The 22,586-nt window shown below is 69.1% G+C and carries 23 protein-coding genes and 1 pseudogene; 9 read left to right on the forward strand and 15 right to left on the reverse strand.

Features of this window, described 5'->3' with window-relative positions; all coding sequences use genetic code 11:
• Positions 1 to 29 precede the first annotated feature (29 nt).
• Positions 30 to 743: an EamA family transporter gene (locus tag L0C25_RS01225; RefSeq protein WP_271634551.1), complete on the forward strand. Its 714-nt coding sequence runs from the start codon at positions 30 to 32 to the stop codon at positions 741 to 743.
• On the opposite strand, the gene L0C25_RS01230 is transcribed toward L0C25_RS01225, so the two are convergent.
• Genes L0C25_RS01230 through L0C25_RS01245 form a run of 4 tightly spaced genes read right to left on the reverse strand, consistent with a single transcriptional unit; the run spans position 649 to position 3,545 of the window.
• A complete protein-coding gene (locus L0C25_RS01230) occupies positions 649 to 1,422 on the reverse strand; it encodes an isoprenyl transferase (protein ID WP_271634552.1) in 774 nt (257 codons plus the stop codon). The two genes, L0C25_RS01225 and L0C25_RS01230, sit on opposite strands and share 95 nt — an antisense overlap.
• Before the next feature lie 9 nt (positions 1,423 to 1,431).
• The gene (recO, locus tag L0C25_RS01235) at positions 1,432 to 2,160 is read right to left on the reverse strand and encodes a DNA repair protein RecO (RefSeq protein WP_271634553.1); all 729 of its coding nucleotides are present in this window, start codon (positions 2,158 to 2,160) and stop codon (positions 1,432 to 1,434) included.
• A gap of 54 nt (positions 2,161 to 2,214) precedes the next feature.
• Complete coding sequence (locus tag L0C25_RS01240) at positions 2,215 to 3,180, reverse strand: threonine/serine dehydratase (RefSeq protein WP_271634554.1); 966 nt, start codon at positions 3,178 to 3,180, stop codon at positions 2,215 to 2,217.
• 47 nt (positions 3,181 to 3,227) lie between these two features.
• A complete protein-coding gene (locus L0C25_RS01245; RefSeq protein ID WP_271634555.1) occupies positions 3,228 to 3,545 on the reverse strand; it encodes a DUF1905 domain-containing protein in 318 nt (105 codons plus the stop codon).
• A 117-nt stretch (positions 3,546 to 3,662) separates the two neighbouring features.
• On the opposite strand from L0C25_RS01245, the gene L0C25_RS01250 reads away from it, so the two are divergent.
• Positions 3,663 to 4,415 (forward strand): D-Ala-D-Ala carboxypeptidase family metallohydrolase, encoded by a 753-nt coding sequence (locus L0C25_RS01250; RefSeq protein WP_271634556.1) that lies wholly within the window; start codon positions 3,663 to 3,665, stop codon positions 4,413 to 4,415.
• Positions 4,416 to 4,481: 66 nt separating this feature from the next.
• Here L0C25_RS01250 and leuA read toward each other — a convergent pair whose 3' ends face one another.
• Positions 4,482 to 6,182: a 2-isopropylmalate synthase gene (gene leuA, locus L0C25_RS01255; RefSeq protein WP_271634557.1), complete on the reverse strand. Its 1,701-nt coding sequence runs from the start codon at positions 6,180 to 6,182 to the stop codon at positions 4,482 to 4,484.
• A 180-nt stretch (positions 6,183 to 6,362) separates the two neighbouring features.
• A complete protein-coding gene (locus L0C25_RS01260) occupies positions 6,363 to 6,737 on the reverse strand; it encodes a DUF805 domain-containing protein (protein ID WP_271634558.1) in 375 nt (124 codons plus the stop codon).
• 94 nt (positions 6,738 to 6,831) lie between these two features.
• Between L0C25_RS01260 and L0C25_RS01265 the strand changes: the two genes are divergently transcribed.
• The 4 genes from L0C25_RS01265 to L0C25_RS01280 all read left to right on the forward strand — a co-directional run bounded on the left by L0C25_RS01265 (position 6,832) and on the right by L0C25_RS01280 (position 10,098).
• The gene (locus L0C25_RS01265) at positions 6,832 to 7,323 is read left to right on the forward strand and encodes a flavodoxin family protein (protein WP_271634559.1); all 492 of its coding nucleotides are present in this window, start codon (positions 6,832 to 6,834) and stop codon (positions 7,321 to 7,323) included.
• Positions 7,324 to 7,355: 32 nt separating this feature from the next.
• Positions 7,356 to 8,210 (forward strand): septum formation family protein, encoded by an 855-nt coding sequence (locus tag L0C25_RS01270; protein WP_271634560.1) that lies wholly within the window; start codon positions 7,356 to 7,358, stop codon positions 8,208 to 8,210.
• Positions 8,211 to 8,258: 48 nt separating this feature from the next.
• Entirely contained in the window at positions 8,259 to 9,119 is an 861-nt protein-coding gene (locus tag L0C25_RS01275) for a septum formation family protein (protein ID WP_271634561.1), read from the forward strand.
• Between the two features lie 82 nt (positions 9,120 to 9,201).
• Positions 9,202 to 10,098 (forward strand): DUF6263 family protein, encoded by an 897-nt coding sequence (locus L0C25_RS01280; protein ID WP_271634562.1) that lies wholly within the window; start codon positions 9,202 to 9,204, stop codon positions 10,096 to 10,098.
• A gap of 81 nt (positions 10,099 to 10,179) precedes the next feature.
• Here L0C25_RS01280 and L0C25_RS01285 read toward each other — a convergent pair whose 3' ends face one another.
• The 6 genes from L0C25_RS01285 to L0C25_RS01310 all read right to left on the reverse strand — a co-directional run bounded on the left by L0C25_RS01285 (position 10,180) and on the right by L0C25_RS01310 (position 16,032).
• Positions 10,180 to 11,571 (reverse strand): HNH endonuclease signature motif containing protein, encoded by a 1,392-nt coding sequence (locus L0C25_RS01285; RefSeq protein WP_271634563.1) that lies wholly within the window; start codon positions 11,569 to 11,571, stop codon positions 10,180 to 10,182.
• Positions 11,572 to 11,987: 416 nt separating this feature from the next.
• Positions 11,988 to 12,908 (reverse strand): GTPase Era, encoded by a 921-nt coding sequence (gene era / locus L0C25_RS01290; protein ID WP_271634564.1) that lies wholly within the window; start codon positions 12,906 to 12,908, stop codon positions 11,988 to 11,990.
• Positions 12,905 to 13,249, reverse strand: a complete 345-nt coding sequence (locus L0C25_RS01295; protein WP_271634565.1) for a cytidine/deoxycytidylate deaminase family protein — start codon at positions 13,247 to 13,249, stop codon at positions 12,905 to 12,907. The genes era and L0C25_RS01295 overlap by 4 nt, the downstream gene beginning before the upstream one ends.
• A 26-nt stretch (positions 13,250 to 13,275) precedes the next feature.
• Positions 13,276 to 14,616, reverse strand: coding sequence for a hemolysin family protein (locus L0C25_RS01300; protein ID WP_408641661.1), 1,341 nt, complete (start codon positions 14,614 to 14,616; stop codon positions 13,276 to 13,278).
• Positions 14,583 to 15,050, reverse strand: a complete 468-nt coding sequence (gene ybeY / locus L0C25_RS01305; RefSeq protein ID WP_271634566.1) for an rRNA maturation RNase YbeY — start codon at positions 15,048 to 15,050, stop codon at positions 14,583 to 14,585. Before ybeY ends, L0C25_RS01300 begins: the two co-directional genes overlap by 34 nt.
• Positions 15,028 to 16,032 (reverse strand): PhoH family protein, encoded by a 1,005-nt coding sequence (locus tag L0C25_RS01310; protein WP_271634567.1) that lies wholly within the window; start codon positions 16,030 to 16,032, stop codon positions 15,028 to 15,030. The genes ybeY and L0C25_RS01310 overlap by 23 nt, the downstream gene beginning before the upstream one ends.
• Positions 16,033 to 16,213: 181 nt before the next feature.
• Between L0C25_RS01310 and L0C25_RS01315 the strand changes: the two genes are divergently transcribed.
• On the forward strand, positions 16,214 to 17,641 hold the full coding sequence (locus L0C25_RS01315) for a GGDEF domain-containing protein (RefSeq protein WP_271634568.1): 1,428 nt from the start codon (positions 16,214 to 16,216) through the stop codon (positions 17,639 to 17,641).
• A gap of 80 nt (positions 17,642 to 17,721) precedes the next feature.
• On the opposite strand, the gene L0C25_RS01320 is transcribed toward L0C25_RS01315, so the two are convergent.
• The 3 genes and pseudogenes from L0C25_RS01320 to hrcA form a co-directional block, all read right to left on the reverse strand.
• Positions 17,722 to 18,342, reverse strand: a complete 621-nt coding sequence (locus tag L0C25_RS01320) for an L-threonylcarbamoyladenylate synthase (RefSeq protein WP_271634569.1) — start codon at positions 18,340 to 18,342, stop codon at positions 17,722 to 17,724.
• Positions 18,343 to 18,380: 38 nt separating this feature from the next.
• Positions 18,381 to 19,530, reverse strand: a pseudogene (dnaJ, locus tag L0C25_RS01325) (molecular chaperone DnaJ).
• Positions 19,531 to 19,566: 36 nt separating this feature from the next.
• Complete coding sequence (gene hrcA / locus L0C25_RS01330) at positions 19,567 to 20,589, reverse strand: heat-inducible transcriptional repressor HrcA (protein WP_271634570.1); 1,023 nt, start codon at positions 20,587 to 20,589, stop codon at positions 19,567 to 19,569.
• A gap of 71 nt (positions 20,590 to 20,660) precedes the next feature.
• Here hrcA and L0C25_RS01335 point away from each other — a divergent pair, with 71 nt between their 5' ends.
• Both L0C25_RS01335 and L0C25_RS01340 read left to right on the forward strand, forming a co-directional pair.
• Positions 20,661 to 21,404, forward strand: coding sequence for an MBL fold metallo-hydrolase (locus L0C25_RS01335; RefSeq protein WP_271634571.1), 744 nt, complete (start codon positions 20,661 to 20,663; stop codon positions 21,402 to 21,404).
• A gap of 274 nt (positions 21,405 to 21,678) precedes the next feature.
• Positions 21,679 to 22,527, forward strand: a complete 849-nt coding sequence (locus L0C25_RS01340; protein WP_271634572.1) for a DUF3097 domain-containing protein — start codon at positions 21,679 to 21,681, stop codon at positions 22,525 to 22,527.
• Positions 22,528 to 22,586: the final 59 nt, after the last annotated feature.

The following is a 22,586-nucleotide window of genomic DNA, read 5'->3' on the forward strand; positions in this document are numbered from 1 at the left end:
GTGCTTCTTCAACGCGGTCCAGTACCTCGATGTCGGTGTCGCGCTCCTCCTCGAAGTTCTCGGCGCCGGTCCTGCTCCTCGGCTGGACCTGGTGGCGGACGGGTACGCCACCCTCACGCCTCACGTCGGCCGGCGCCGTCGTCGCCGTCGGCGGCCTGCTGCTCGTGCTCGACATCGGAGGCGAGGCGTCGCTGCACCCTGCCGGCATCGCCTGGGGCCTCGGCGCCGCGGTGTGCGTGTGCGTCTACTTCCAGTCGTCGGCCGGGGCGGACAGCCCGCCCGCGCTCGTGCTCACCACCGTGGGAATGGTCGTCGGTGCGCTCGGGCTCGCCGTCGTCGGCGTGCTCGGCATCCTGCCGATGACGTTCACGACCGCGGACGCCACCCTCGCGGGCAACACCCTGCCCTGGTGGGCGATCGTGTTGCTGATCGCCGGCATCTCGACCGCCGCGGCGTACGTGTCCGGGATCATGGCGATCGCGCGCCTCGGCTCACGCGTCGCGTCGTTCGTCGGACTGAGCGAGGTCCTGTTCGCCGTCCTCGGCGCGTGGTGGCTGGTGTCTCAGCGCCCGACCCTGCAGCAGCTCGTCGGCGGAGTGCTCATCGTCACGGGCATCGCGATCATCCGGCACGCGGAGCGTGCCGCGATCACGCGCTCCCGTAGCGCCGACTCCGCTTCGCGTACTCCTCGATCGCGGACCACAGGCTTCTCCGGTCGACGTCGGGCCACGTCACGTCGCTGAACACCAGTTCGGCGTACGCCGACTGCCAGAGCAGGAAGTTGCTCGTACGACGCTCGCCGGACGTACGCCAGAATAGGTCGACGTCGGGCATATCGGGCTCGTCGAGGTAGCGCGCGAGGGTGCGTTCGCTCACCCGGTCGGCGTTGACCCGCCCGTCGGCGACATCGCGCGCCAACGCGGCGGCGGCATCGACGAGCTCCGCGCGACCCCCGTAGTTGACGCACATCGTGAGTGTCAGCACGGTGTTGTCGCGGGTGAGCTCCTCGGCGACCTCGAGCTCGCGAATGACGCTTCGCCACAGCCGGGGCCGCCGGCCGGCCCATCGCACGCGTACGCCGAGCTCGTTCATCTCGTCGCGCCGGCGGCGGATCACGTCGCGGTTGAAGCCCATCAGGAACCGAACCTCGTCGGGGGAGCGCTTCCAGTTCTCGGTCGAGAACGCGTACGCCGACACGTGGGTGACGCCGACCTCGATCGCGCCCTCGACGACATCGAACAGCGCGGCCTCGCCTCGCTCGTGACCGGCCGTGCGGGGCAGACCCTGCTTCTTCGCCCAGCGTCCGTTGCCGTCCATCACGATCGCGACGTGCCTGGGTACGAGTGTCTGCGGGATCGCCGGCGGCCGGGCACCCGAGGGATGCGGGGACGGTCGGCGCGGGCGCGCCGCAGAGCTGGACACTCCCCGAACCTATCGATCGACGTGCGCCAGCGAGCGCAGGCCTCGTTCGAGGTGCCACGCGAGATACGCCGCGACGAGCCCGCTCGCCTCGCGCCGCGGCCGCTCGTCGGCCGCCTCGGCGGTCGGCCAGTCGCCGGACAGCAGCGCGGCCAACAGCTCGACCGTCGCGGCCGAAGGGTTGGCCGAGCCCGGCAACCGGCAGCCGGTGCACAGGATGCCGCCCGCCGACGGGTTGAAGCTGCGGTGCGGGCCTTCCTCGCCGCACCGCGCACACGCATCGAAGCTGGGTGCGTACCCGGCGACGGCGAGTGAGCGGAGCAGGAACGAGTCGAGGATGAGTGCCGAGTCGTGCTCGCGCCCGGACAGGGAGCGCAGCGCCGCGACGAGCAGCAGGTACTGCTGGAGTGCGGGGTCACCGTCCTCCCCGACGAGACGCTCGGCGGTCTCGAGCATCGCCGTGCCCGCGGTGTACGCGGCGTAGTCGGACCCGAGCGTCGACGCGAACGGCGAGACCGTCTCGACCTGGGTGATCACGTCGAGCGTGCGCCCCTCCGCGAGCATCAGGTCGACGTGCATGAACGGCTCGAGCCGCGCGCCGAACCGCGAGGACGTCTTGCGTATGCCCTTCGCGACCGCGCGGACGCGCCCGTGCCGGCGGCTGAGCATGGTGACGATCCGGTCGGCCTCACCCAGCTTCTGCAAACGCAGCACGACGGCTTCGTCGCGATAGAGACTCACTCCCCCATTGTGGACTACCGTGACGACAACTCAGAGCAACTGGCGGGGCTCCGCTCAACCGAGCGCCCGCGCGAGCGTCGCGGCGGCGATGTTGGCGCCACACGAGACGATCGCGACGTTGCGACCGGCGAGCGCGTCTCCGATCTTCACGGCCCCGGCGACGGCCGCCGCGGCGGCGCCCTCGATGAGCTCGTGCCGCTCGTCGATCACGAGCCGTAACGCATCGCGGATCTCGTCCTCGCTCACCAGAACCCACTCGTCGACGAGCTGTTGGCACAGCGGGAACGTGATCGCATCGGGAATCACCGCCCCGGACGTACCGTCACTGAGCGTCGGCTCGGCATCGACCGTGATGATGCGACCCGCCTCGACCGACGCTGCCATCGCCGCGTCGTTGGCCGGGGAGACGCCCACGACCCGTACGTCGGGGCGGCGGTGCTTCAGCGCCGTCGCGACGCCGGAGACCAGGCCACCGCCGCCGACCGCGACCACGACCACGTCGGTCGCGGGATTCTGCTCGACGATCTCGGCGCCGATCGTGCCCTGTCCGGAGATGACGTCGAGGTCGTCGTACGGGCTGACGTAGGTGAGCCCCTCGGACTCCGCGGCCTCCATTGCGAGCACTTCTGTCTCTCCCGCATCGGCACCCAACGTGCGGACCTCGGCACCGAGCCGGCGGATGCCGGCGGCCTTCACCGGTGAGGCGCCGCTGGGGACGCAAACCGTGCCGCGGCCGCCGAGGGCGGCCAACGCGTTCGCCACGCCGAGGCCGTGGTTGCCGGACGAGGCCGTGATGACCCCGGCCGCGCGTACGTCGTCATCGAGCGCCGTCAGCTTTGCCAGCGCGCCGCGCGCCTTGAACGACCCCGTCACCTGCAGGTGCTCGGACTTCAGCCGTACGTCGGCGTCGAACCGCTCGCTCAGCGCCGGGAACGGCGCATGCGGCGTGTGACGTACGTACGGCGCGATGCGGTCACGGGCCGCATCGATGCGTGCGGGCAGGTCATCGAGGTCGGGCATACGGCGAGTCTCTCAGGTGCGCTGGGCCGATGCAGAACCCGCTGCCCTCACGTGCGAACTGCCATCTGCACGCGAACCTCGTCGCCCTCGCCGATGGTCGCGGGCTTGCGCACCGCATCCTTCAACGGCAGCAGATATCCGCCGTCCTTGGGGAAGAGCGACGTCTCGAAGTCGACGTCGCCGATTCGGGCGACCACCGGGATCACGCCCCAGCCGTAGCTAGCGACGGTCGCCAGCGCGCGTACGTCCTCGCACTCCTCGTCGGGCACGGGCACGAAGTAGTAGGGCGCGGGGCCGCGCCACTCGATGACCCGACCGCTGAAGCTCAGGTCCATGGCCGGGCCGACCGGATCGAAGCCGTTCATGCCCGTCAGGCTAGGACATCCCTCGGACATCCGACGTCGCCGTTCAACGGACCGTCACGTTTACGCGGCACCTCGGCGGGTAGGTCTCGACGTACCGAGAGACCCCGGGAGGTTCCCATGCGAGTCATACTCGCCGTGCTGGCCATACTGGCCGCCGCACTCATTGCCCCCAGCTCAACCGCAGCAGCACCCGCGCCGTCGACGGCCTCCGCCGCGTCGGCCGCAGCCGCCGATGGCTGCTACACCTGGAGCGGCACGCTCAAGGAGGGCGCCAGCGGAGACGCCGTACGACAGCTGCAGATCCGCGTCGCCGGATACGCCAACTACGGCGAGGTTCTCGGCCTCGACGGTGAGTTCGGGCCGAAGACCGCCCAGGCCGTCGCGGCCTTCCAGAAGGCGTACGGGCTTTCGTCCGACGGCGTCGCCGGGCCGAACACGTTCGCGAAGATCTACGAACTGCAGGACGACGACTGCACGCCGGTCAATTTCACGTACGGCGAGCTGAACCAGTGCAACTCCGACTGGTCGGGCGGCCCGCTCTCGGCGTCGCAGGCCAAGGCGAACGCGCTGGTGTCGATGTGGAAGCTGCAGGCCCTGCGGCATGCGCTCGGAGACCAGCCGATCACGATCTCGAGCGGTTTCCGCAGCTACGCGTGCAATGACGCCGTCGGCGGCGCTGCGTCGAGCCGTCATCTGTACGGTGACGCCGTCGACCTGACCGGTGTGCACTCGTTCTGCACGCTGGCCAAGGAAGCGCGCAGCCACGGCTTCTCCGAGATCCTCGGCCCGGGCTACCCGGGCCACGACGATCACACCCACGTCGCCAACGATCCGAGCCCGTACTGGGACGCGCCCGACTGCGGGATCTGAGCCGAGCAAATGGACATTTGTCGGGCCAGGGCCTGACAAATGTCCATTTGCCTCGGGAACGGCTCGCTACGCGACGCGGTTGAGCGCAGAGAGCACCGCGTGCAGCGAGGCCCGCATGATATTCGGATCCATGCCGACGCCCCAGACGATCTCGTCGCCGATCTCGCACTCGACGTACGCCGCCGCGCTCGCGTCGCCGCCCGACGAGAGCGCGTGCTCGGCGTAGTCGAGCACGCGTAGGTCGACGCCGGATGCGGCGAGCGCATCGACGAACGCGGCGATCGGACCGTTGCCCTCGCCCTTGATCGCACGCGTCTCGTCGCCGACGCGGAGGTCGGCGATGACCTCGTCGCGGTCACCTGCCTGCGCCGTGGTGATGCTCTGCAGCTCGTACGGACCGGTGTGCTCGAGGTACTCCCGGGAGAACGCGGCCCACATCGCCTCGGGGGCGATCTCGCCGGCCTCCCCTTCGGTCAGCCCCTGCACGGCGCGGCTGAACTCGATCTGCAGTCGGCGAGGCAGGTCGAGATGGTGCTCCGACTTCATGATGTACGCGACGCCGCCCTTGCCGGACTGGCTGTTGACCCGGATGACGGCCTCGTACGAGCGGCCGACGTCGTGTGGGTCGATCGGCAGGTACGGCGCCTCCCACGGCACCTCCGCCACGGGTACGCCACGCTCCGCGGCGACCCGGTCGAGATCCTCGAGACCCTTCTTGATGGCGTCCTGGTGCGACCCGGAGAAGGCCGTGTAGACAAGGTCGCCCGCGTACGGATGGCGCGGATGCACCGGCAGCCCGGTGCAGTACTCGACGGTGCGCCGGATCTCGTCGATATCGGAGAAGTCGATCTGCGGGTCGATCCCCTGGCTGAACAGGTTCATACCGAGCGTCACCAGGTCGACGTTGCCCGTACGCTCGCCGTGCCCGAACAGGCAACCCTCGACGCGGTCGGCGCCGGCCATCATCGCCAGCTCCGTCGCAGCGACGGCGGTGCCTCGGTCGTTGTGCGGGTGCAGCGAGATCGCGACGTGCTCGCGCAGGCTGATGTTGCGGCCGAACCACTCGATCTGGTCGGCGTACGTGTTCGGCGGACCCATCTCGACGGTGGCGGGAAGGTTCAGGATGATCTCGCGGCCCTCGCCCGGCTGCCATACGTCCATCACCGACTCGCACACCTCGACGGCGAAGTCCATCTCGGACCCGGTGAAGATCTCCGGCGAGTACTGGTAGCCGAAGTCGGTGCCGGGCAGCAGCTCGTCGGCGTACTTCATCACCAGCTCGGTGCCGCGTACGGCGATCGCGCGGGTCTCGTCCTTGCCGAAGCCGAACACCACGCGGCGGAACAGCGGCGCGACCGCGTTGTACAGATGGACGTTCGCGCGCGGTGCGCCGACGAGCGACTGCACGGTTCGCTCGATCAGGTCTTCACGCGCCTGCGTGAGCACGGAGATCGTCACGTCGTCGGGGATCAGGCCGTCCTCGACCAGGTGGCGTACGAACTCGAAGTCGGTCTCGCTCGCGGCCGGGAACCCGACCTCGATCTCCTTGTAGCCCATGCGTACGAGCAGGTCGAACATGCGGCGCTTGCGCGCCGGCGTCATCGGGTCGATCAGGGCCTGGTTGCCGTCGCGAAGGTCGGTCGACAGCCAGCGCGGCGCCGTCGTCACCGTGTTGCTCGGCCAGGTGCGATCAGGAACGGTGACGGTCTGGAACCGGCGGTAGCGCTCGTACGGCATGCCGCTCGGCTTCTGGGGGGAGATGCTCATGTGGGTGGATCCTCATCCGGTGTCGTCGTACGGCCGGCGAGACGACGAACTCCGCGACGAGGGGTCCGACCTGATCAGACCTCGTCGCGGCAGCGAAGGAGGAGGCTCGTAAAGCGCATCGGTGCGATCGTAGCAGGACTCCTGCCCGTACGGGCAGGAGTCCTCAGGTGATGGCCTCGGTCAGGCGACGGCCTGCTTCGGGTTCGGGCCATACTTGTTGTCGGCGTGGCTGTCCTGCACGTAGAAGATGATGAGCACGATCCAGCCGATCAGCGGGATGAGGCCGATCAGGATCCACCAGCCGACCCGACCGGTGTCGTGCAGTCGGCGGATCGCCACCGCGAGACCCGGCAGGAACAACGCGAGTCCGACGATGGTGTTGATGACGCCGCCGCCGGAGCCGTAATCCGTACCGGCCGCCGCGTCGATGGCCGAGGCGACCAGCGAGACCAGGACCGAGAACAGGAAGAACCACCAGTACTCGCTGCGGCGGGCGCGCCCGCTGAACACGACGTACTTCGACAGCACGGTCTGGACCGCTTCAACGAACCCCATGTCCACCAGCTCCTCGTAGGCTTGATGCTCAACGTAGAGCATTTCCGGGTCGTCGGGTGCGTTTTCGACCGGCGCGTCCCGGTACGGTCGGGCCATGGCCCAGCTGCTCGTCGTGCACCACTCGCCCACCCGCTCGATGCGAACGCTGCTCGAAGGAGTGCTCGGTGGAGCCAATGACGACGCGATCACCGGCGTCGACGTGCTCGTACGCCCGGCGCTGGAGGCGACCGCAGAGGACGTACTCGCGAGCGACGGGTACCTGCTCGGTACGACCGCGAACTTCGGCTACATGAGCGGAGCGCTCAAGCACTTCTTCGACTCGACGTTCCTGGCGGTCGGCGGCGCGCTGTCGAGCACGGGCGCGGCCGACGAGTCGAGCGGCCGGACCTCCGGGCGGCCGTTCGGGCTGTACGTCCACGGCCGATACGACACGAACGGCGCCGTGCGGTCTGTGTCGTCGATCACCGGCGCGCTCGGCTGGCGGCAGGCGGCCGCGACTCTCGAGGTGATGGGCGACGTCACAGACGAGCATCGCGACGCCGCGTACGACCTCGGCGGCACGCTCGGCGCACTCCTCATGGAGTGACCCCGCTTGGGCGCCCCGCCTAAGATGAGGTGGTGCGAACACCGTCCCTCGCACGCGCCCTCATTCTTTTCGCGTGCACAACCCTGCTCGTCGCCGGGTGCAACGGCGACGACTCACCCGACGCCGCGGGTGAGTCCGACGACCCGACATCCTCGGAGACGACGTCGGAACCGCCGCCTCCTCCCCCGCCGGCGCCCGAGCAGGCGCGGTGCTACCAGCTGAGCGGCGACGAGGTCGCGCAGGCGCACAGCGATGCCGACCCCGTCGCGTGCAAGAAGCGGCACACCTCACAGACGTACGCCGTCGGCAGACTGCAGAAGAACCTCGTCGGCCGCGACGCCGTTCTCGACAGCAACGCGATCGCCGCCTTCGTCGACAAGCGGTGTGCCGCACGGTTCACCGGGTACGTCGGGGGCGACGCCGAGACGCGTACGCTCGCGCGCGTGCACCACGTGTGGTTCGTACCGACCGAGGACGAGATCACCCGCGGTGCGCACTGGTTCCGCTGCGATGTCATCGCGAACGGCTCGGGTGGCGCACCGGCAGCCCTGCCGGCGGTGACGAAGGGTCTGCTCGCCGCCGACGACGCCCTCGACTCCTGGGGTACGTGCGACCGGTCCGGAGAGTCGTTGAACCCGGAGGCCGACTGGCGGCTCTGCTCCGAACCTCACAACTGGCAGGCGATCGGCACCCTGTCCGTCGGCGAGCGGGACGCCTCGTGGCCGGGCAGGGATGACCTCCAGGCACGGGGCGACGAGTGCGAGGCGACCGTCCGCGACTATCTCGGCGACTCCACGGGTGCATTGACGTTCCAGTGGTCGTACCCGACCTCGGCACAATGGCGGGACGGTCGACGGTATGGACTGTGCTGGACCCAGGATCAGTGATCCGTACACTGTCGGTCGTCACCACACGTCGACCGAGCGGGGGCTCACGTGCGTAATGCCCGAACCAGCCTGATCGTCGCCGCGGCACTGCTCGCCCTGAGCGGCTGCGCGTCGGCGGAGGATCTCGCCTCGGCGGGCGCGACCGACGACCCGACGACCGAGGCAACCGACGAGCCGACCGATGAGCCGACGGAGGAACAGACCGAGGAGCCGTCGACGCCTACTCCGAGCGCGGGTGACTGCCGCAAGATCGACTCCACCGAGATCTCCCGTGGAGCCGTCGGCGCCGGGAAGTCGGTCGGCTGCAGGCAGCCGCACAACGCGCAGACGTTCTACGTCGCCGACGCCAAGGGCAAGACGGCGAAGGCACTGACCGGTGGCGACCTCACGAAGGTCTACAAGCAGACCGAGCCGATGTGCGAGAAGCAGATTCAGGCCTGGACCGGCGGCAACGCGGCGCGCCTGGCTCGTACCGGGTACGACATCGTCATCGGTACTCCGCCGGCAGCCGACGTCCCGCTCGGCGCGATGTGGGTACGGTGCGACGTCATCCTCTATGACCCGGACGGATCCGTCGTCGGTCTGCCGAACGACACCCGCGGGTCGCTCGACAAGGCGACGAGTGACGTCGACTTCTGCGTCCGCGGCTCGTTCAAGCCGAGTGGCACGAACGTCGTGCTGTGCGACAAGCCGCATGACTTCCGCTCCGTCGGGGTCGTCAACTTCGGTAAGTCGTCGGACTCCTACCCCGGCAGATCTCAGGTGGAGGGCGGAATGCGAAAGCCCTGCCTGCGGCAGTCCCGCAAGTACCTCGGGAAGAACCTGTATACGGGTTGGACGTTCCCGACCGCCTCGACCTGGAAGAACGGCGACCGCTACGGCGAGTGCTACGCGAAGACGAAGAAGTAGCGCCGGCCTGAACCATCCCGGCTGGGTCCGCGTCGCACCCGGTGGAACGCACGACTCGACCACCGCACCCAGGGGACCTCACATGCGCGCACTCGCCGCAGTCACGACGACAGCACTCGCACTCGCCACACTGACCGCCTGCGGCGGCGACGCCTCCGGCGAGGGAAGCGTCGACTGCGCCGACGCACCCGAGGTCACCGTGACCGACAACGGCTCGAGCCCTCGTACCGAGCTGCGCCTGTCGCCGAAGCAGGGCGACACGGTCAAGCTGGACTTGGAGCTGGATATGGACCTGTCGATGGAGGCCGACGGCTCCAGCGTGCCGACGGGCTCCGTACCCACGATCACGATGGGCATGGTCGCGACCGTCGAGAGCGCCACCGACGACGAGATCGAGATGTCGTTCGAGTACGACACGGTCGACGCCGGCGGCGACCCGACCGTCGAGTCGACGCTGCGTACGATCATCGGCACCTCCGGGACGATCACCACCGATGCGAGAGGCGTCTACGTCGACGGCGACATCGAGCCGGCACCGGGCATGGACCCGACGATGGAGAGCACCCTCCAGCAGCTGGAGCAACAGTTCGCCAACATGACGGTCCCGCTCCCCGACGTGGCGATCGGGCAGGGCGCGATCTGGGAGGTCGAGACACCGGTCGAGTTCAACGGCCTCGAGACCTGCAACACTTACACGTACACGCTCGACGAGCTCGACGGGGCGGCGTACACGCTCGGCGTTGAGATCGACCAGCAGATGGCGCCGGGCACGGTCGAGCAGAACGGCGTCGAGGCCAAGTTGACCGAGGGATCCTCGTCGGGCTCGGGTACGACGCACGGCAACCTCGACCTGCCGCTCGCGGTCTCCGGTACTTCCGACCTCGACTCCGCGACGACGATGGAGGTCGACCAGGGCGGCGACACCCAGGAGATCAAGACCGACATCGGCATGAACCTCACCATCGCCGAGCGCGAGTGACTCGTCCGTTCCAGGTGGGGCCGTCCGTCGCTATCCGGGCATGCGGATACCCCGCCGCGGTGGTGCTGTCGTGGCGGGGTCCTAAGCGACGCTCTGTTTTCGCTTGTCCTGGACGGTGTTGGTGACGCGGCCGGGGAGTCTGGTGGTTGTGCCGCCGGTGACGAGGTACGTGCGGCCGGCGGGTGATTGCCAGAGCCAGATGCCGGGTCCGGGATTGGATACCTGCCAGGTGGTGAAGGTCTTGGCGCGGTGGTGATACCGACAGAGGCGGTGGCCGTTTCTCGAGTCGGTCGGGCCGCCGTCGGCGTGGTTGAGGATGTGGTCGTAGTCGGCGACCCGGGCGGGGCGTGTGCAGTGGGGGAAGGTGCAGATACTCGCGTTCATCAGGCCGAGCTGTTCCTTCAACCGCGGCGGCGCGACATACCCGGTGGCCGAGATGGTGGTCTCCAGGTCGATGACGGGTTTGACGGTCACGTGGGAGTGGCCGAGGATCTCGGCGGCTTCGGAGCGGGTGATGGCGCCGACGTCTTCGATCGACCAGGTGCCCCAGCACCGGTCGAAATGGACGTACAACACCGTCTGCCGCGAGCCGGAGCGGCGCGCCCGACGTGCTCGTTCGGGCGACCCGCCGTCACCGGGCTGGTCGGCGTACGAATCGTCGGCGCCTGCATCGGCGCCGCCGCCGGAACCGCAACGGGCGACGGCGACCTGGTGGTAGAGGTCGTCGAGGCTGTCGGGTTCGTCGAGCATCCCGAGGGCGACCGAGCGGAGGATGTCGTAGGCCCGGTTGTCGCCGAGGAACCGCAAGGATTCGACGATCTGGTCGAGACGTTGATCCAACCTCTTGCCGTCGTCGAGTGAGAGGGTGCCCGCGATGCGGGCGACGCCGTCGTCGGGCCAGATCGACACACTCCGACGGTTCCGGTTTTCGTTGCGCCGGTGTTCGGGGTCGTCGGGGTCTTCTGTGATGCGGATCTGGTCGAGGATCTGGTTCACCCGCGCCATGCCGACCCGCGCGATCAACGGCGTCCCGTCGACGTTGGCCGCGGCGAGGCGTCGGTCGGCGTCGGCGGCTTGGGCGATGGTGAATCGTCGGGTCTTGCGGGCGACCTTGCGGATCCGCCACGCATCGACAGATCCTTCGTGGAGGCAGGCGAACAGTTGCGGGAGCCGGTAGGTGAGGTCGAGGGCGTCGGCGATCAGGTCCCGGCCACCGGATGCGGACAGCCCGAGTGCAGGCCCGACCTCACACGCGGCGTACTCCGACACCGATGGGGTGCCCGACCCGCCGTAACGGGTCCACTCATTCACCCCGCCAGCCCGTGCGAGGGACTCCTCGGCGACCTGGCCCAAGTAGGCGGTCAGCGCGTCGTACTGCGCGGCCTCGGACTTGGCGATCCGACGCCGCGCATCCAACGCGATGTCGAGCCCGTCCTTGGACCCGGTGTTATCGGTGAGTGTGGCCGCCCTCATAGAACCTATTCTGCCACCCGCCACCGACAGAACCGGATGCTCAGAGGCCTTATCCACAAGGGATGTCAAGAAAAGTTCGAGAAAGTTCTAGGCCCGGGTAGCCGATGCGCAGAGAATCTGCGTTTGGGTACGAATAGCGACCCAAACGCAGATTCTCTCGTCGCCACGGGGCCGGGCCGGCACCGAAGCGCACGGAAACGATGAAAGCGGAAACGAAAAGCTGGGGAAAGCCGACCAGCAACGCGAGCCGCCCGGGTACGGATCTCGTCGCCGCCTATCGGTCTGCACCGCCGCAAACGGGAAACGATGAAGGTCGGAAGCCCAGCGCACGGGAAACGGTGAAGGCGGAAGCCCAACGCACGGAAGTTTAAGACAGCGGCCCAACGCACGGAAAGCTGAACACCGGAGCCGAACGCTCAGAAGCCCAGGCGCCTTAGCTGCTTGGGATCGCGCTGCCAGTCCTTTGCCACCTTCACATGCAGGTCGAGGTAGACGGGCGTGCCGAGTAGACGCTCGATCTGGGCGCGGGACGTCTGGCCGATCTCGCGCAGCCGGGCGCCCTTCGCCCCGATGACGATGCCCTTCTGGCTCTGGCGTTCGACGAAGACGTTGGCATGGATGTCGATGAGCGGACGGTCCTCGGGCCGATCGGGACGCGGGCCCATCTCTTCGACGACGACGGCCAGCGAGTGCGGAAGCTCGTCGCGGACGCCCTCCAAGGCCGCCTCGCGAATCAGCTCTGCCACCAGGGTCTCCTCGGGCTCGTCGGTCAGGTCGCCCGCCGGGTACAACGGTGGCCCTTCCGGCAGCCGCTGCACGATGAGGTCGGCGAGGGTGCCGAGCTGCTCGCCCGACTGTGCCGAGACCGGAACGACGTCGGCCCATTCGATGCCGGTCTCCGTGCCGAGCTTGGCGATGTCCGCGAGGTGCTCGATCAGCCGATCCGGGTTCACCAGGTCGATCTTGGTCGCGACCGCGATGACGGGCTTGCGGCGCAGCTTCGCGACCTCACGTACGAGGAACCGGTCGCCCGGGCCGATGCGTTCGTCGGCGGGGAGGCACACCGCGACGATGTCCACCTCGGCCCACGTCGTACGCACCAGGTCGTTCAGGCGCTCGCCGAGCAGCGTACGCGGACGGTGGAGCCCCGGGGTGTCGACGAGCACGATCTGCGCGTCGTCGCGGTGTACGAGCCCGCGTACGACGTGCCGGGTTGTTTGTGGCCGCGACGACGTGATCGCGATCTTGTCGCCGACGAGCGCGTTCGTGAGCGTCGACTTGCCGACGTTGGGCCTGCCGACGAAGCACGCGAAGCCCGACCGGAACTCCGCGCTCACGTGTGCAACACCGCCGTGGCCGCGCCGCGTGCGTCCGCGGCGATGACGTCGACCCCGGGGCCCCCCAGGTCGCGTACGGCGGCGAGGTCTGCCTCGGCGACGTCGGAGTCGGTCGACACCGCGGCGGCTTCGAGTCCCCTCGCACCGGACGACACCGCCATTGCGACGGCAAGCTGCAGTGCCGACAGCTGCAGGCTCACCAGATCGACCGGCGCCGCGGCGTAGGTACGCCCGTCGAGATCGCGTACTGCCGCGCCCTGGGCGGACCCCGTACGCAGCCGGGTGGCCTTGGCGAGCGTGACGATCTTGACGTCCTCGGGGTTGCTGAGCTCGACCGGCATGACGTCAGCGTACTGAGACACGCCGGTCAGGCGCTCGCGCGGTGTACGTCGTCGGCATCGCTCTCGCCCGACTCGTCGATGCGGCTCACCACCACCGACCCGACCCGGTTGCGCCGCCCCGCGGGCGACTCCGCCTCGAAGAGCAGGCCGTCGAGCTCGACCTGGCTCCCGGGGATCGGCACCTTGCCGAGGTGTTTCGCGAGGAGTCCGCCGACCGAGTCGACGTCGTCGTCCTCGATCGCGATGCCGAACAGCTCGACCAGGTCGTCGACCTCGAACCGGGTGCTGATGCGGACCGAGCCGTTCGCCAACCGCTCCACGGAGTCGGGCTCGCGGTCGTACTCGTCGGTGATGTCGCCGACGATCTCCTCGAGGATGTCCTCGATCGTCACCATGCCGGCCGTGCCGCCGAACTCGTCGATCACGATCGCGACGTGCGTACGCCGGGCCTGCATCTCGCGCAGCAGATCGTCGGCCGGCTTGGAGTCGGGCACATACATGCACTCCCGGGCCACCGAGTCGACCCGCTCGGTCGTCTCGGAGTGGTGGTTGTCGAAGACGCGCTTGGTGATGTCCTTCAGGTACGCCATGCCGACGATGTCGTCAAGGCTCTCGCCCACGACAGGAATACGGGAGTAGCCGCTGCGCAACGCCAAGGACATCGCCTTACGCAGCGTCTTGTGCCGCTCGATGAACACGACGTCGGTGCGCGGCACCATCACCTCGCGTACGACGGTGTCGCCGAGCTCGAAGACGGAGTGGATCATCCGGCGCTCGCCGGACTCGATCAGCCGGCTCGCCTCCGCGAGGTCGACGAGCTCGCGCAGCTCGGCCTCGGAGGAGAACGGGCCCTCGCGGTAGCCCATGCCGGGGGTGAGCGCGTTGCCGACGGCGATCAGGACGCGCGAGACCGGGCCGAGCACCCGGGTCATCAGCATCACCGGCCCGGACACCGCGAGCGCGACCCGCTCGGAGTGCTGCTGGCCGAGCGTACGCGGGCCGACGCCGATCGCGACGTACGAGACGACGACCATCAGCACGACGGCGACCAGCAGCCGCTGCCACGTCGCGTCGAACGCGTCGGCGACGACCAGCGCGACGAGGACGACCGACGCCGTCTCGGTGGCGACCCGCAGCAGGAGTGTCGTATTGATGTAGCGCGACGGGTCGGAGGCGATGCGAAGCAGCCGACTCGCGCCGCTGCGGTCTTCGCGGACGAGCTCCTCGGCGCGGGCCTTCGACAGTGACGACAGGGCCGCCTCGGTGCTGGCGAGCAGGCCCGCGAGGAGGACCAGGATCGCCGCCGAGACGATGAGCCAGAAGTCGAGCGACATCAGGCGTCGGCTTCCAGTGGTCGCTCGCGCCATCGGCCGAGGAGCTCGGCCTGCAGGCCGAACATCTCGCGATGCTCCTCGGGTTCGGCGTGGTCATAGCCGAGCAGGTGGAGGATGCCGTGCACCGTCAGCAGCTCGACCTCCTGGAGCGTCGTGTTGCCGTTCTGCGGCGCCTGCGTCGCGGCGTACGCGACACACAGCGCGATGTCGCCGAGGTAGCCCTGTGGTGCCGGCGCGTCGTCGCGACCCGGCGTCAGCTCGTCGAGCGGGAACGACAGCACGTCGGTCGGGCCCTCGTGGCCCATCCACTGGTGGTTCATGGTCGCGATCGTGTCGGTGTCGACGAGCCGGATCGACATCTCCGTCGCCGGATGCAGCCGCATCTCGCTCATGACGAATCGGGACAGCCGCGCAAGCCGGGCTACCTCGACGTCGGTGCCGGACTCATCGAGAACGTCGACGTTCACTGCCGGCTTCCCCTCGTCGGCCTTCCTCGAACACGTCGTACGCGGCGACGATCCGGCCGACCAGCTTGTGACGTACGACGTCGTTGCTGGTCAGCTCGGTGAAGGCGACGTCGTCGACCTCGTCGAGGATGTCGCGGACGACCCGGAGGCCGCTGTGCTGACCGGCGGGGAGGTCGATCTGCGTGACGTCGCCTGTCACCACCATCTGGGAGCCGAACCCGAGCCGGGTGAGGAACATCTTCATCTGCTCCTGGGAGGTGTTCTGCGCCTCGTCGAGGATGATGAACGCGTCGTTGAGCGAGCGGCCTCGCATGTACGCGAGCGGCGCGACCTCGATCGTGCCCGCGGCCAACAGCTTCGGGATCGTCTCCGGGTCGAGCATGTCGTGCAGCGCGTCGTACAACGGGCGGAGGTAAGGGTCGATCTTCTCGCTCAGCGTGCCGGGAAGGAATCCCAGCCGCTCCCCCGCCTCGACCGCCGGCCGGGTGAGGATGATCCGGTTGACCTCCTTGGCCTGCAGCGCGCGTACGGCCTTCGCCATCGCGAGGTACGTCTTGCCCGTGCCGGCCGGACCGATTCCGAACACGACCGTGTGGTTGTCGATGGCATCGACGTACCGCTTCTGGTTCAGGGTCTTCGGCCGGATCGTCCGACCACGGTTCGACAGGATGTTGAGGCTCAGCACCTCGGCCGGGCGCTCGCGGGTCTCGGTGCGCAGCATCGAGACGGCGTGCTCGACGGTCTCGGCCGTGAGGCCCTGACCGGTGCGGATCATCGCGACGAGCTCGTCGAGCAACCGCTCGATGAGTGCCGTCTCCGCGGCCGATCCGCGTACCGTCACCGTGTCGCCCCGCGCGTGGATGTCGGCGTCGAACTCCGCCTCGATGATGCGCAGGAACTCGTCTCGCGGACCCAGCAGCGACACCATGTCGATGCTCGACGGAATAGTGATCGTGTATTGCGGTTGCTCTGACGTGGTCATCGGCGCCCCCTCGGAAGGGGCTGCTCTCCTCGTTCTCGGTTGACTGGGCTGGTCGACCGCGGCCGACCCTGCCATCGTACGGTCCTCATGGGTCCCGGGCGAGCGAGATTCGCGAATCGGCGTCATAGGCCGGTGTCCCGCCCGTCTCACCGTTGAGACGAACCGAACCGAAGGGGCCGAGATGGCTGAGATCGTGAGCTATGAGCAACCCACAGCGGGCGAGCACGGCACGCTGTGGGAGGCCGTGACGACGATCGCCCGCACCCGCGCGACCGCCCGACTCGACCACCACCGTTCGGCGTACCACGATCTCGTGCACTCGATCGCGTCGCTGGAGGAGTACCTCGCGAGCCATCCGATCGCCGACATCGACGAGGCCGCGGCGCGACATCTCGCGTTCGCCCTGAGCGGGGTGTCCGAGGCCCTCGGCGAGCTGCACTTGTACGACCGCGCGGTCGCCTGGACGGATCGACTCGAGGCGGTGACCGAGCGGCACCCGACCGTTCCGTCGACGATCGCGACCTCTGCCCGGCGGGCAGACGCACTGTGGGCGCTCGCCTGCTCTGAGCGCATCCGCGGCGGCGCGGCGGCGGCGCAGCCGTGGTTCGAGCAGGCGCGTGCGGCGTACGTGGTGGCGGCCGCGAAGGCCAGCGAGTCGCCGGCGAACGCAAACCACACGCGCGAGCTCGCCGCGATCGCCTGCGCCTGCGACGTCATGAACGGGCGCCGGCACGCCGATACCCGATCCGTGCTCGAAGACGCGCTCGAGCTGCAGCGGAGGGCTCCGCGGGGATACGGTCGGCACCTGCGCCTCGCCGCAGGACTGCTCGCCCGCGAAGAGGGACGCGACGAGGAGGCGGCGGCGGTCATCGCCCGCGCGGCCGACCGCGTCGACTGGGACGGCCTCGGATCGACCGACCTGGTGATCCTGATGGAGCAGGCGACGACGATCGCGCCGTCGATGCTCGACGGCGAGTCGCCGATGCGCACGCTCGTACGTCGGCTCGTCGAGGACTGGCACCGCCGCGCGACGGCCGACCGCGACGCGTACGACGAGCAGCTCGCCACCGAGCGCGCCCGGATTCGCGAACGGGGGCGGGGATCCGATCACGACATCGACCGGCTCACCGGGCTCGGCAACAGACGGGCGGTCGACGCCGGACTGACCTCACTGCTCGCGCGAGCGCGCGCCGGCTGGGGCGGCTTCTGCGTCGCATTCGTCGATGTGGACGACTTCACGACGATCAACGGCGAGCACGGCCATCTGGCCGGCGACGCCGTGCTGCGAAGGGTCGCGGACGCGCTGCGTACGGGTCTGGGCACCGCGTCCGGCAAGGGCAGCGTCGTCGCCCGGTTCGGCGGCGACGAGTTCGTCGTCCTGGTGCCCGACCGCGCACCCGCCGAGGTCGAGCGACTGCTCGCCTCGCTGACCCGGATCGCACCGAGCGACGACGCCGAGGCCGGCGCGGACCTCGAGGTCACGCTGACCATCGGTATCGCCCGGGCAGACTCGACCTCCACGGTCACCGGCGTGCTCGCCGCCGCCGATCTGGCGATGATCGACGGCAAGCGCGCCGGCAAGGCGCGCACGGTCGTCGTCGACGGGTAGTCGGCCGCTGGGTCTATGTGGCATCGGTTGAGTCCTATTGGACCGATGCCACATAGACCCAGCGCGAGCGGTCGGCGGTGCTACTCGAACCGCGCCGGGTCGCCGGCGCCGCGGCGCACGATCTCCGGGAAGCCCTGCGACAGGTCGACGACGGTCGTCGGCTCGACGCCGCAGTCGCCGGAGTCGATCACCGCGTCGACCTGGTGGTCGAGGCGCTCCTTGATCTCCCAGCCCTGCGTCATCGGCTCGTCCTCGTCGGGCAACAGCAGGGTGCTCGAGAGCAGCGGTTCGCCGAACGCCTCCAGCAACGCGCGGACGACCGGATGGTCGGGGATGCGTACGCCCACCGTCTTCTTCTTCGGGTGCAGCAGCCGCCTGGGCACCTCGTGCGTCGCAGGCAGGATGAACGTGTACTTGCCCGGCGTCGCCGCGCGTACCACCCGGAAGATCGAGTTGTCCACGTGCACGTACTGCCCGAGCTGGGAGAAGTCGCGGCACACGAGCGTGAAGTGGTGCTTGTCGTCGAGGCGGCGGATCTGGCGGATGCGGTCGAGGCCGTCCTTGTTGCCGGGCTGGCAACCGAGGGCGAAGCACGAGTCGGTCGGGTACGCGATCAGCCCGCCGTCGCGCACCATGTCGACGATCTGACCGATCGCGCGTGGTTGGGGATTCTCCGGGTGAACATCGAAGTACCTCGCCATGGATCCGACCCTAGCGGCCGGCCAATACGACCCGGATCCTACCGCGCACCGAACGCATCACGGAGGCGCCCGAAGACGCCCTTGTGCGGAGAGGACACGGTGCCGCTCGGCTGCTCCTCGTCGCGCAGGCGCGCGAGCTGCTCCAACAGCGCCCGCTGCTCCTCGTCGAGCTTCGCGGGAGTCTCGACGACGACGCGGACGACCAGGTCACCGCGGCCCGTGCGACGCAGCCGGGGTACGCCCCGCCCGCGCAGGACGACCTGCTCGCCGGACTGCGTACCTGCACCGATGTCGAGCGGGACGGTTGCGTCGACGTCCTTCGCTCCCGTCTCGGACTCGAAGCGTCGGCAGCTCGACGTGGGTGCCGAGCGCGGCCGCGGTCATCGGCACCGTCACGTCGCAGAGCAGGTCGTCACCCTGGCGGGTGAACAACGCATGCTGCGTAACGTCGATTTCGACGTACAGGTCTCCGGCGGGCCCGCCGCCGGGGCCGACCTCACCTTCGCCGGACAGTTGTACGCGGGTGCCGGTGTCGACGCCGGCCGGGATCTTCACGGTGATGCTGCGCCGGGAGCGTACGCGGCCGTCGCCGGCACACTCGGGGCACGGGTTGGGGATGACCGAGCCGTACCCCTGGCAGGTCGGGCACGGCCGCGCCGTGCGGATGTCGCCGAGGAACGAGCGTTGGACGTGCTGCACCTCGCCGCGGCCGTGGCACGTCGTACACGTGACGGGTTCGGACCCCTCGGCGGCGCCGCTGCCCTCGCAGGTCGCGCAGACGACTGCGGTGTCGACCTTGAGCTCCTTGCTGATCCCGAACGCCGCCTCCGAGAGCTCGACCTCGAGCCGCAGCAGGGCGTCCTGGCCGCGGCGCATCCGCGCGCGGGGGCCGCGCTGGGCGCCGGTCTGCCCGAAGAACGCATCCATGATGTCGCTGAAGGAGAAGCCCTGTCCGAAACCGCCGCCCGCACCGGCGAGCGGGTCGCCGCCGCGGTCGTACATCGCCCGCTTCTCCGGGTCGGACAGCACCTCGTTGGCCGCGGTGACCAGCTTGAACTGCTCCTGCGTCTCCAGATCGGGGTTCACGTCGGGGTGCAGCTCGCGGGCCTTGCGGCGGTACGCGCGCTTGATCTCCTCGGGCGATGCGTCGCGCGATACGCCGAGGATCTCGTAGTAGTCCGGTTTCATGCCTGCCTGTCTGGGGATCGTGGTGTACGGGGCACGTCAGGTCTCGTCAAGGGTACGACCGACGTAGCGGGCGACGGCGCGCACGGACGCGATCGTCGCGGGGTAGTCCATCCGGGTAGGACCCATGATGCCGAGGTTCGCGAGCGGCTCGTCCTCGGTGCCGTAGCCGGTCGCGACGACCGAGGTGGTCGTCAGCTCCTGGTACGGCACCTCCGACCCGATACGCACCGTGAGCATGGTCGGCGAGGTCGCCTCACCGAGCAGCTTCAGGAGTACGACGTGCTCCTCGAGCGCCTCGAGAACGGGCTTGATCGAGGTGTCGAAGTCGGCACCGAACTGGGCGAGGTTGGAGGTGCCGCCGACGGCCACCCGCTCGTCGGAGCGCTCGTCGGAGAACGCCTCGGTCAGCGCAGACACGACCAGGGTCACGATGCCGCGGTGCTCCGGCGGGAACTGGTCGACGATGTCGAGCAGCCTCGCCGACGCCTCGGGCAGGCGCTGGCCGATGGTCGCCGTGCCGACTCTCGTACGCAGGGTCGCCAGGGTGTCGTCGTCGAGCGCGGCCTCGAGCTCGACGATGCGCTGGTCGACCCGCCCGCTGCTGGTGATCAACACGAGCAGCAGCCGGTTGTGCTCGACCGCGACGATCTCGACATGGCGTACGGACGACCGGGTCAGCGAGGGGTACTGGACGATCGCGATCTGGTGGGTCAGCTGGGCGAGGATGCGGACGCTGCGCTGGACGACGTCGTCGACGTCGACCGCACCGTCGAGGAACGTCTCGATCGCGCGGCGTTCGGGCACCGACAGGCTGCGTACGGCCGCGAGCCGGTCGACGAACAGTCGGTAGCCCTTGTCGGTGGGGATGCGCCCGGCGCTCGTATGCGGCTGCGCGATGAAGCCGTCCTCCTCCAGCGCCGCCATGTCGTTGCGTACGGTCGCCGGAGAGACCCCGAGCCCGTGGCGCTCGACGAGCGAGCGCGACCCGACGGGCTCCTGGGTGGAGACGTAGTCCTCGACGATGGCGCGCAGCACCGAAAGCTTGCGTTCGTCGAGCATCCGTACTCCTCTCCTGGATCCTGGGCCGGGCGGTTTGGCACTCCCCGCCACCGAGTGCCAGTCTACTGATTGTGTCTATCGCTCTCACCTCGCACGGCTGGACCCAGCTCGGCCCGCACTCGTACGCCCGGCGATATGAGCCGTACGACGTCACCATCGGCCTCATCGTCGGCTCCGACGCGCTGCTCGTGGTCGACAGCCGAGCGAGCGTCGCGGAAGGCGAGGAACTGCTCGCCGACGTACGTACGCTCAGCGACAAGCCGATCCGCGGAGTCGTCAACACCCACCGGCACGTCGACCACACGCAGGGCAACGCGGCATTCAAAGGGGTGGACGCGATCGGCCACGAGACGCTCGACGAGGTCGCCATCGGCCTGTCGTCGGCCTGGTCGACCGACCTCGGCGACTGCCTGGTCGAGGTCGTTCATCCCGGCGCCGCGCACACCGCGGGCGACGTGGTCGTCAAGGTCGTGCCCGACCGGGTCGCGTACGTCGGCGACCTGGTCGAGGAGTCGGGCCCGCCGGCGTACGGCGACGACTCGTACCCGCTGGAGTGGGGCGCCGCACTCGACCTCGTGGTCGGGCTGTGCGAGCCGGAGGCGACGGTCGTACCCGGCCATGGCGATGCCGTCGACCGCGACTTCGTGCAGGAGCAGCGGCAGACGATCCTCGACGTGGCCAACCAGATCCGGGCCGCGGCCGCCGCCGGCATGACGATCGAGGACGCGCTCGCGCAGAAGTGGCCACTCGAACCGTCGCTACTCGAGCATGCCGTGCGGCGTGGCTACGAGCAGTTGGGCGTACCCGCCACATGATCGGCCTCCGCGGCCAGGATTCGTTCCAAGAATCGTCCTTCGGCCGGTGTGAGAGGCTGTGGCGATTCGGGACTTCTGTTCGTCCGCGAGTGGCGCAAGTTCGTTGCTGAAACGCCTTAAAAACAACCGACTTGCGCCACTCGCGAAGCTACAGCACCCACGCCGGGCCACCTCCGTCATTCTGCAACAGCCTCCAAAGGCCAACAACTGCCCATTCTTCCGTGCGGCGTGGCTACGAGCAGTTGGGCGTACCCGTCACATAGGGTCGTCCGTCGTGACGTACGACAGGTATGGCTCGGACGTGTTGTCCGGCGACTGGAGCGCACCCAAGGGCGGACGCGCGCAGCCGGCGGAGGCCGCGCTCGAGCTGGTCGTCGAGGAGGTCACGACCGACTTCTGCGGCGCGATCGTGCGCGTCGACCGCGACCTGGACACCGTGGAGCTCGAGGACCGGAATGGAAAGCGGCGGACATTCCCGCTCGGGCCGGGATTCCTGCTCGAGGGGCGGCCGGTGATCCTGCACGCGCCCGTTCGCAAGGGACCTGGCCAACCGACGCGTACGGCGTCCGGCTCGGTCGCCGTGCAGGGTGCGAAGGCGCGGGTCGCGCGGGCGAGCCGGATCTACGTCGAGGGCCGCCACGATGCCGAGCTCGTCGAGAAGGTGTGGGGCGACGACCTGCGCATCGAGGGCGTCGCGGTCGAGTACCTCGAGGGCGTCGACGACCTCGGCGACCATCTTCGGGCATTTGGACCGGCCCCGGGGCGTACGGTCGGCGTCCTCGTCGACCATCTCGTGCCCGGGTCGAAGGAGAGCCGGATCGCCGCGAACGTCGCGAAGAGCCCGCTCGGCAGGCACGTGCTGATCGTCGGCCACCCGTACGTCGACATCTGGCAGGCGGTCAAGCCGCCGCGCGTCGGGCTCGAGCGCTGGCCGTCGGTGCCGCGCGACGTGCCCTGGAAGCACGGCATCTGTCAGGCGCTCGGCTGGCCGCACCGTACGCAGGCCGACATCGCCCAGGCCTGGAAGCGCATCCTCGGCACCGTGACGTCGTACGCCGACCTGGAGCCGGCGCTGCTCGGCCGGGTCGAGGAGCTGATCGACTTCGTCACCACAGAACGGTGAGGAGAGAGTTCTGGCCCTGTGAGGAGAGGATCCCGGCCGCTCGCCGGGGCCGGGATCCT

Source organism: Solicola gregarius, assembly GCF_025790165.1.
GTDB classification, from domain to species: Bacteria; Actinomycetota; Actinomycetes; order Propionibacteriales; family Nocardioidaceae; genus Solicola; species Solicola gregarius.

Bases quoted from the DNA above. Each gene is read 5' to 3' on its own strand.
- leuA (WP_271634557.1), bottom strand. From the start codon at position 6,182: ATGAGCATCTCCCCCCAGAAGCCGAGCGGCATGCCGTACGAGCGCTAC.
- L0C25_RS01295 (WP_271634565.1), bottom strand. From the start codon at position 13,249: ATGCCGGTCGAGCTCAGCAACCCCGAGGACGTCAAGATCGTCACGCTC.
- L0C25_RS01250 (WP_271634556.1), top strand. From the start codon at position 3,663: ATGCGAGTCATACTCGCCGTGCTGGCCATACTGGCCGCCGCACTCATT.
- hrcA (WP_271634570.1), bottom strand. From the start codon at position 20,589: ATGCTCGACGAACGCAAGCTTTCGGTGCTGCGCGCCATCGTCGAGGAC.
- L0C25_RS01300 (WP_408641661.1), bottom strand. From the start codon at position 14,616: ATGGCGCGAGCGACCACTGGAAGCCGACGCCTGATGTCGCTCGACTTC.
- L0C25_RS01225 (WP_271634551.1), top strand. From the start codon at position 30: ATGTCGGTGTCGCGCTCCTCCTCGAAGTTCTCGGCGCCGGTCCTGCTC.
- L0C25_RS01260 (WP_271634558.1), bottom strand. From the start codon at position 6,737: ATGGGGTTCGTTGAAGCGGTCCAGACCGTGCTGTCGAAGTACGTCGTG.
- L0C25_RS01310 (WP_271634567.1), bottom strand. From the start codon at position 16,032: ATGACCACGTCAGAGCAACCGCAATACACGATCACTATTCCGTCGAGC.
- L0C25_RS01285 (WP_271634563.1), bottom strand. From the start codon at position 11,571: ATGAGGGCGGCCACACTCACCGATAACACCGGGTCCAAGGACGGGCTC.
- L0C25_RS01320 (WP_271634569.1), bottom strand. From the start codon at position 18,342: ATGGCGAGGTACTTCGATGTTCACCCGGAGAATCCCCAACCACGCGCG.
- L0C25_RS01315 (WP_271634568.1), top strand. From the start codon at position 16,214: ATGGCTGAGATCGTGAGCTATGAGCAACCCACAGCGGGCGAGCACGGC.
- L0C25_RS01240 (WP_271634554.1), bottom strand. From the start codon at position 3,180: ATGCCCGACCTCGATGACCTGCCCGCACGCATCGATGCGGCCCGTGAC.
- L0C25_RS01280 (WP_271634562.1), top strand. From the start codon at position 9,202: ATGCGCGCACTCGCCGCAGTCACGACGACAGCACTCGCACTCGCCACA.
- L0C25_RS01245 (WP_271634555.1), bottom strand. From the start codon at position 3,545: ATGAACGGCTTCGATCCGGTCGGCCCGGCCATGGACCTGAGCTTCAGC.
- L0C25_RS01265 (WP_271634559.1), top strand. From the start codon at position 6,832: ATGGCCCAGCTGCTCGTCGTGCACCACTCGCCCACCCGCTCGATGCGA.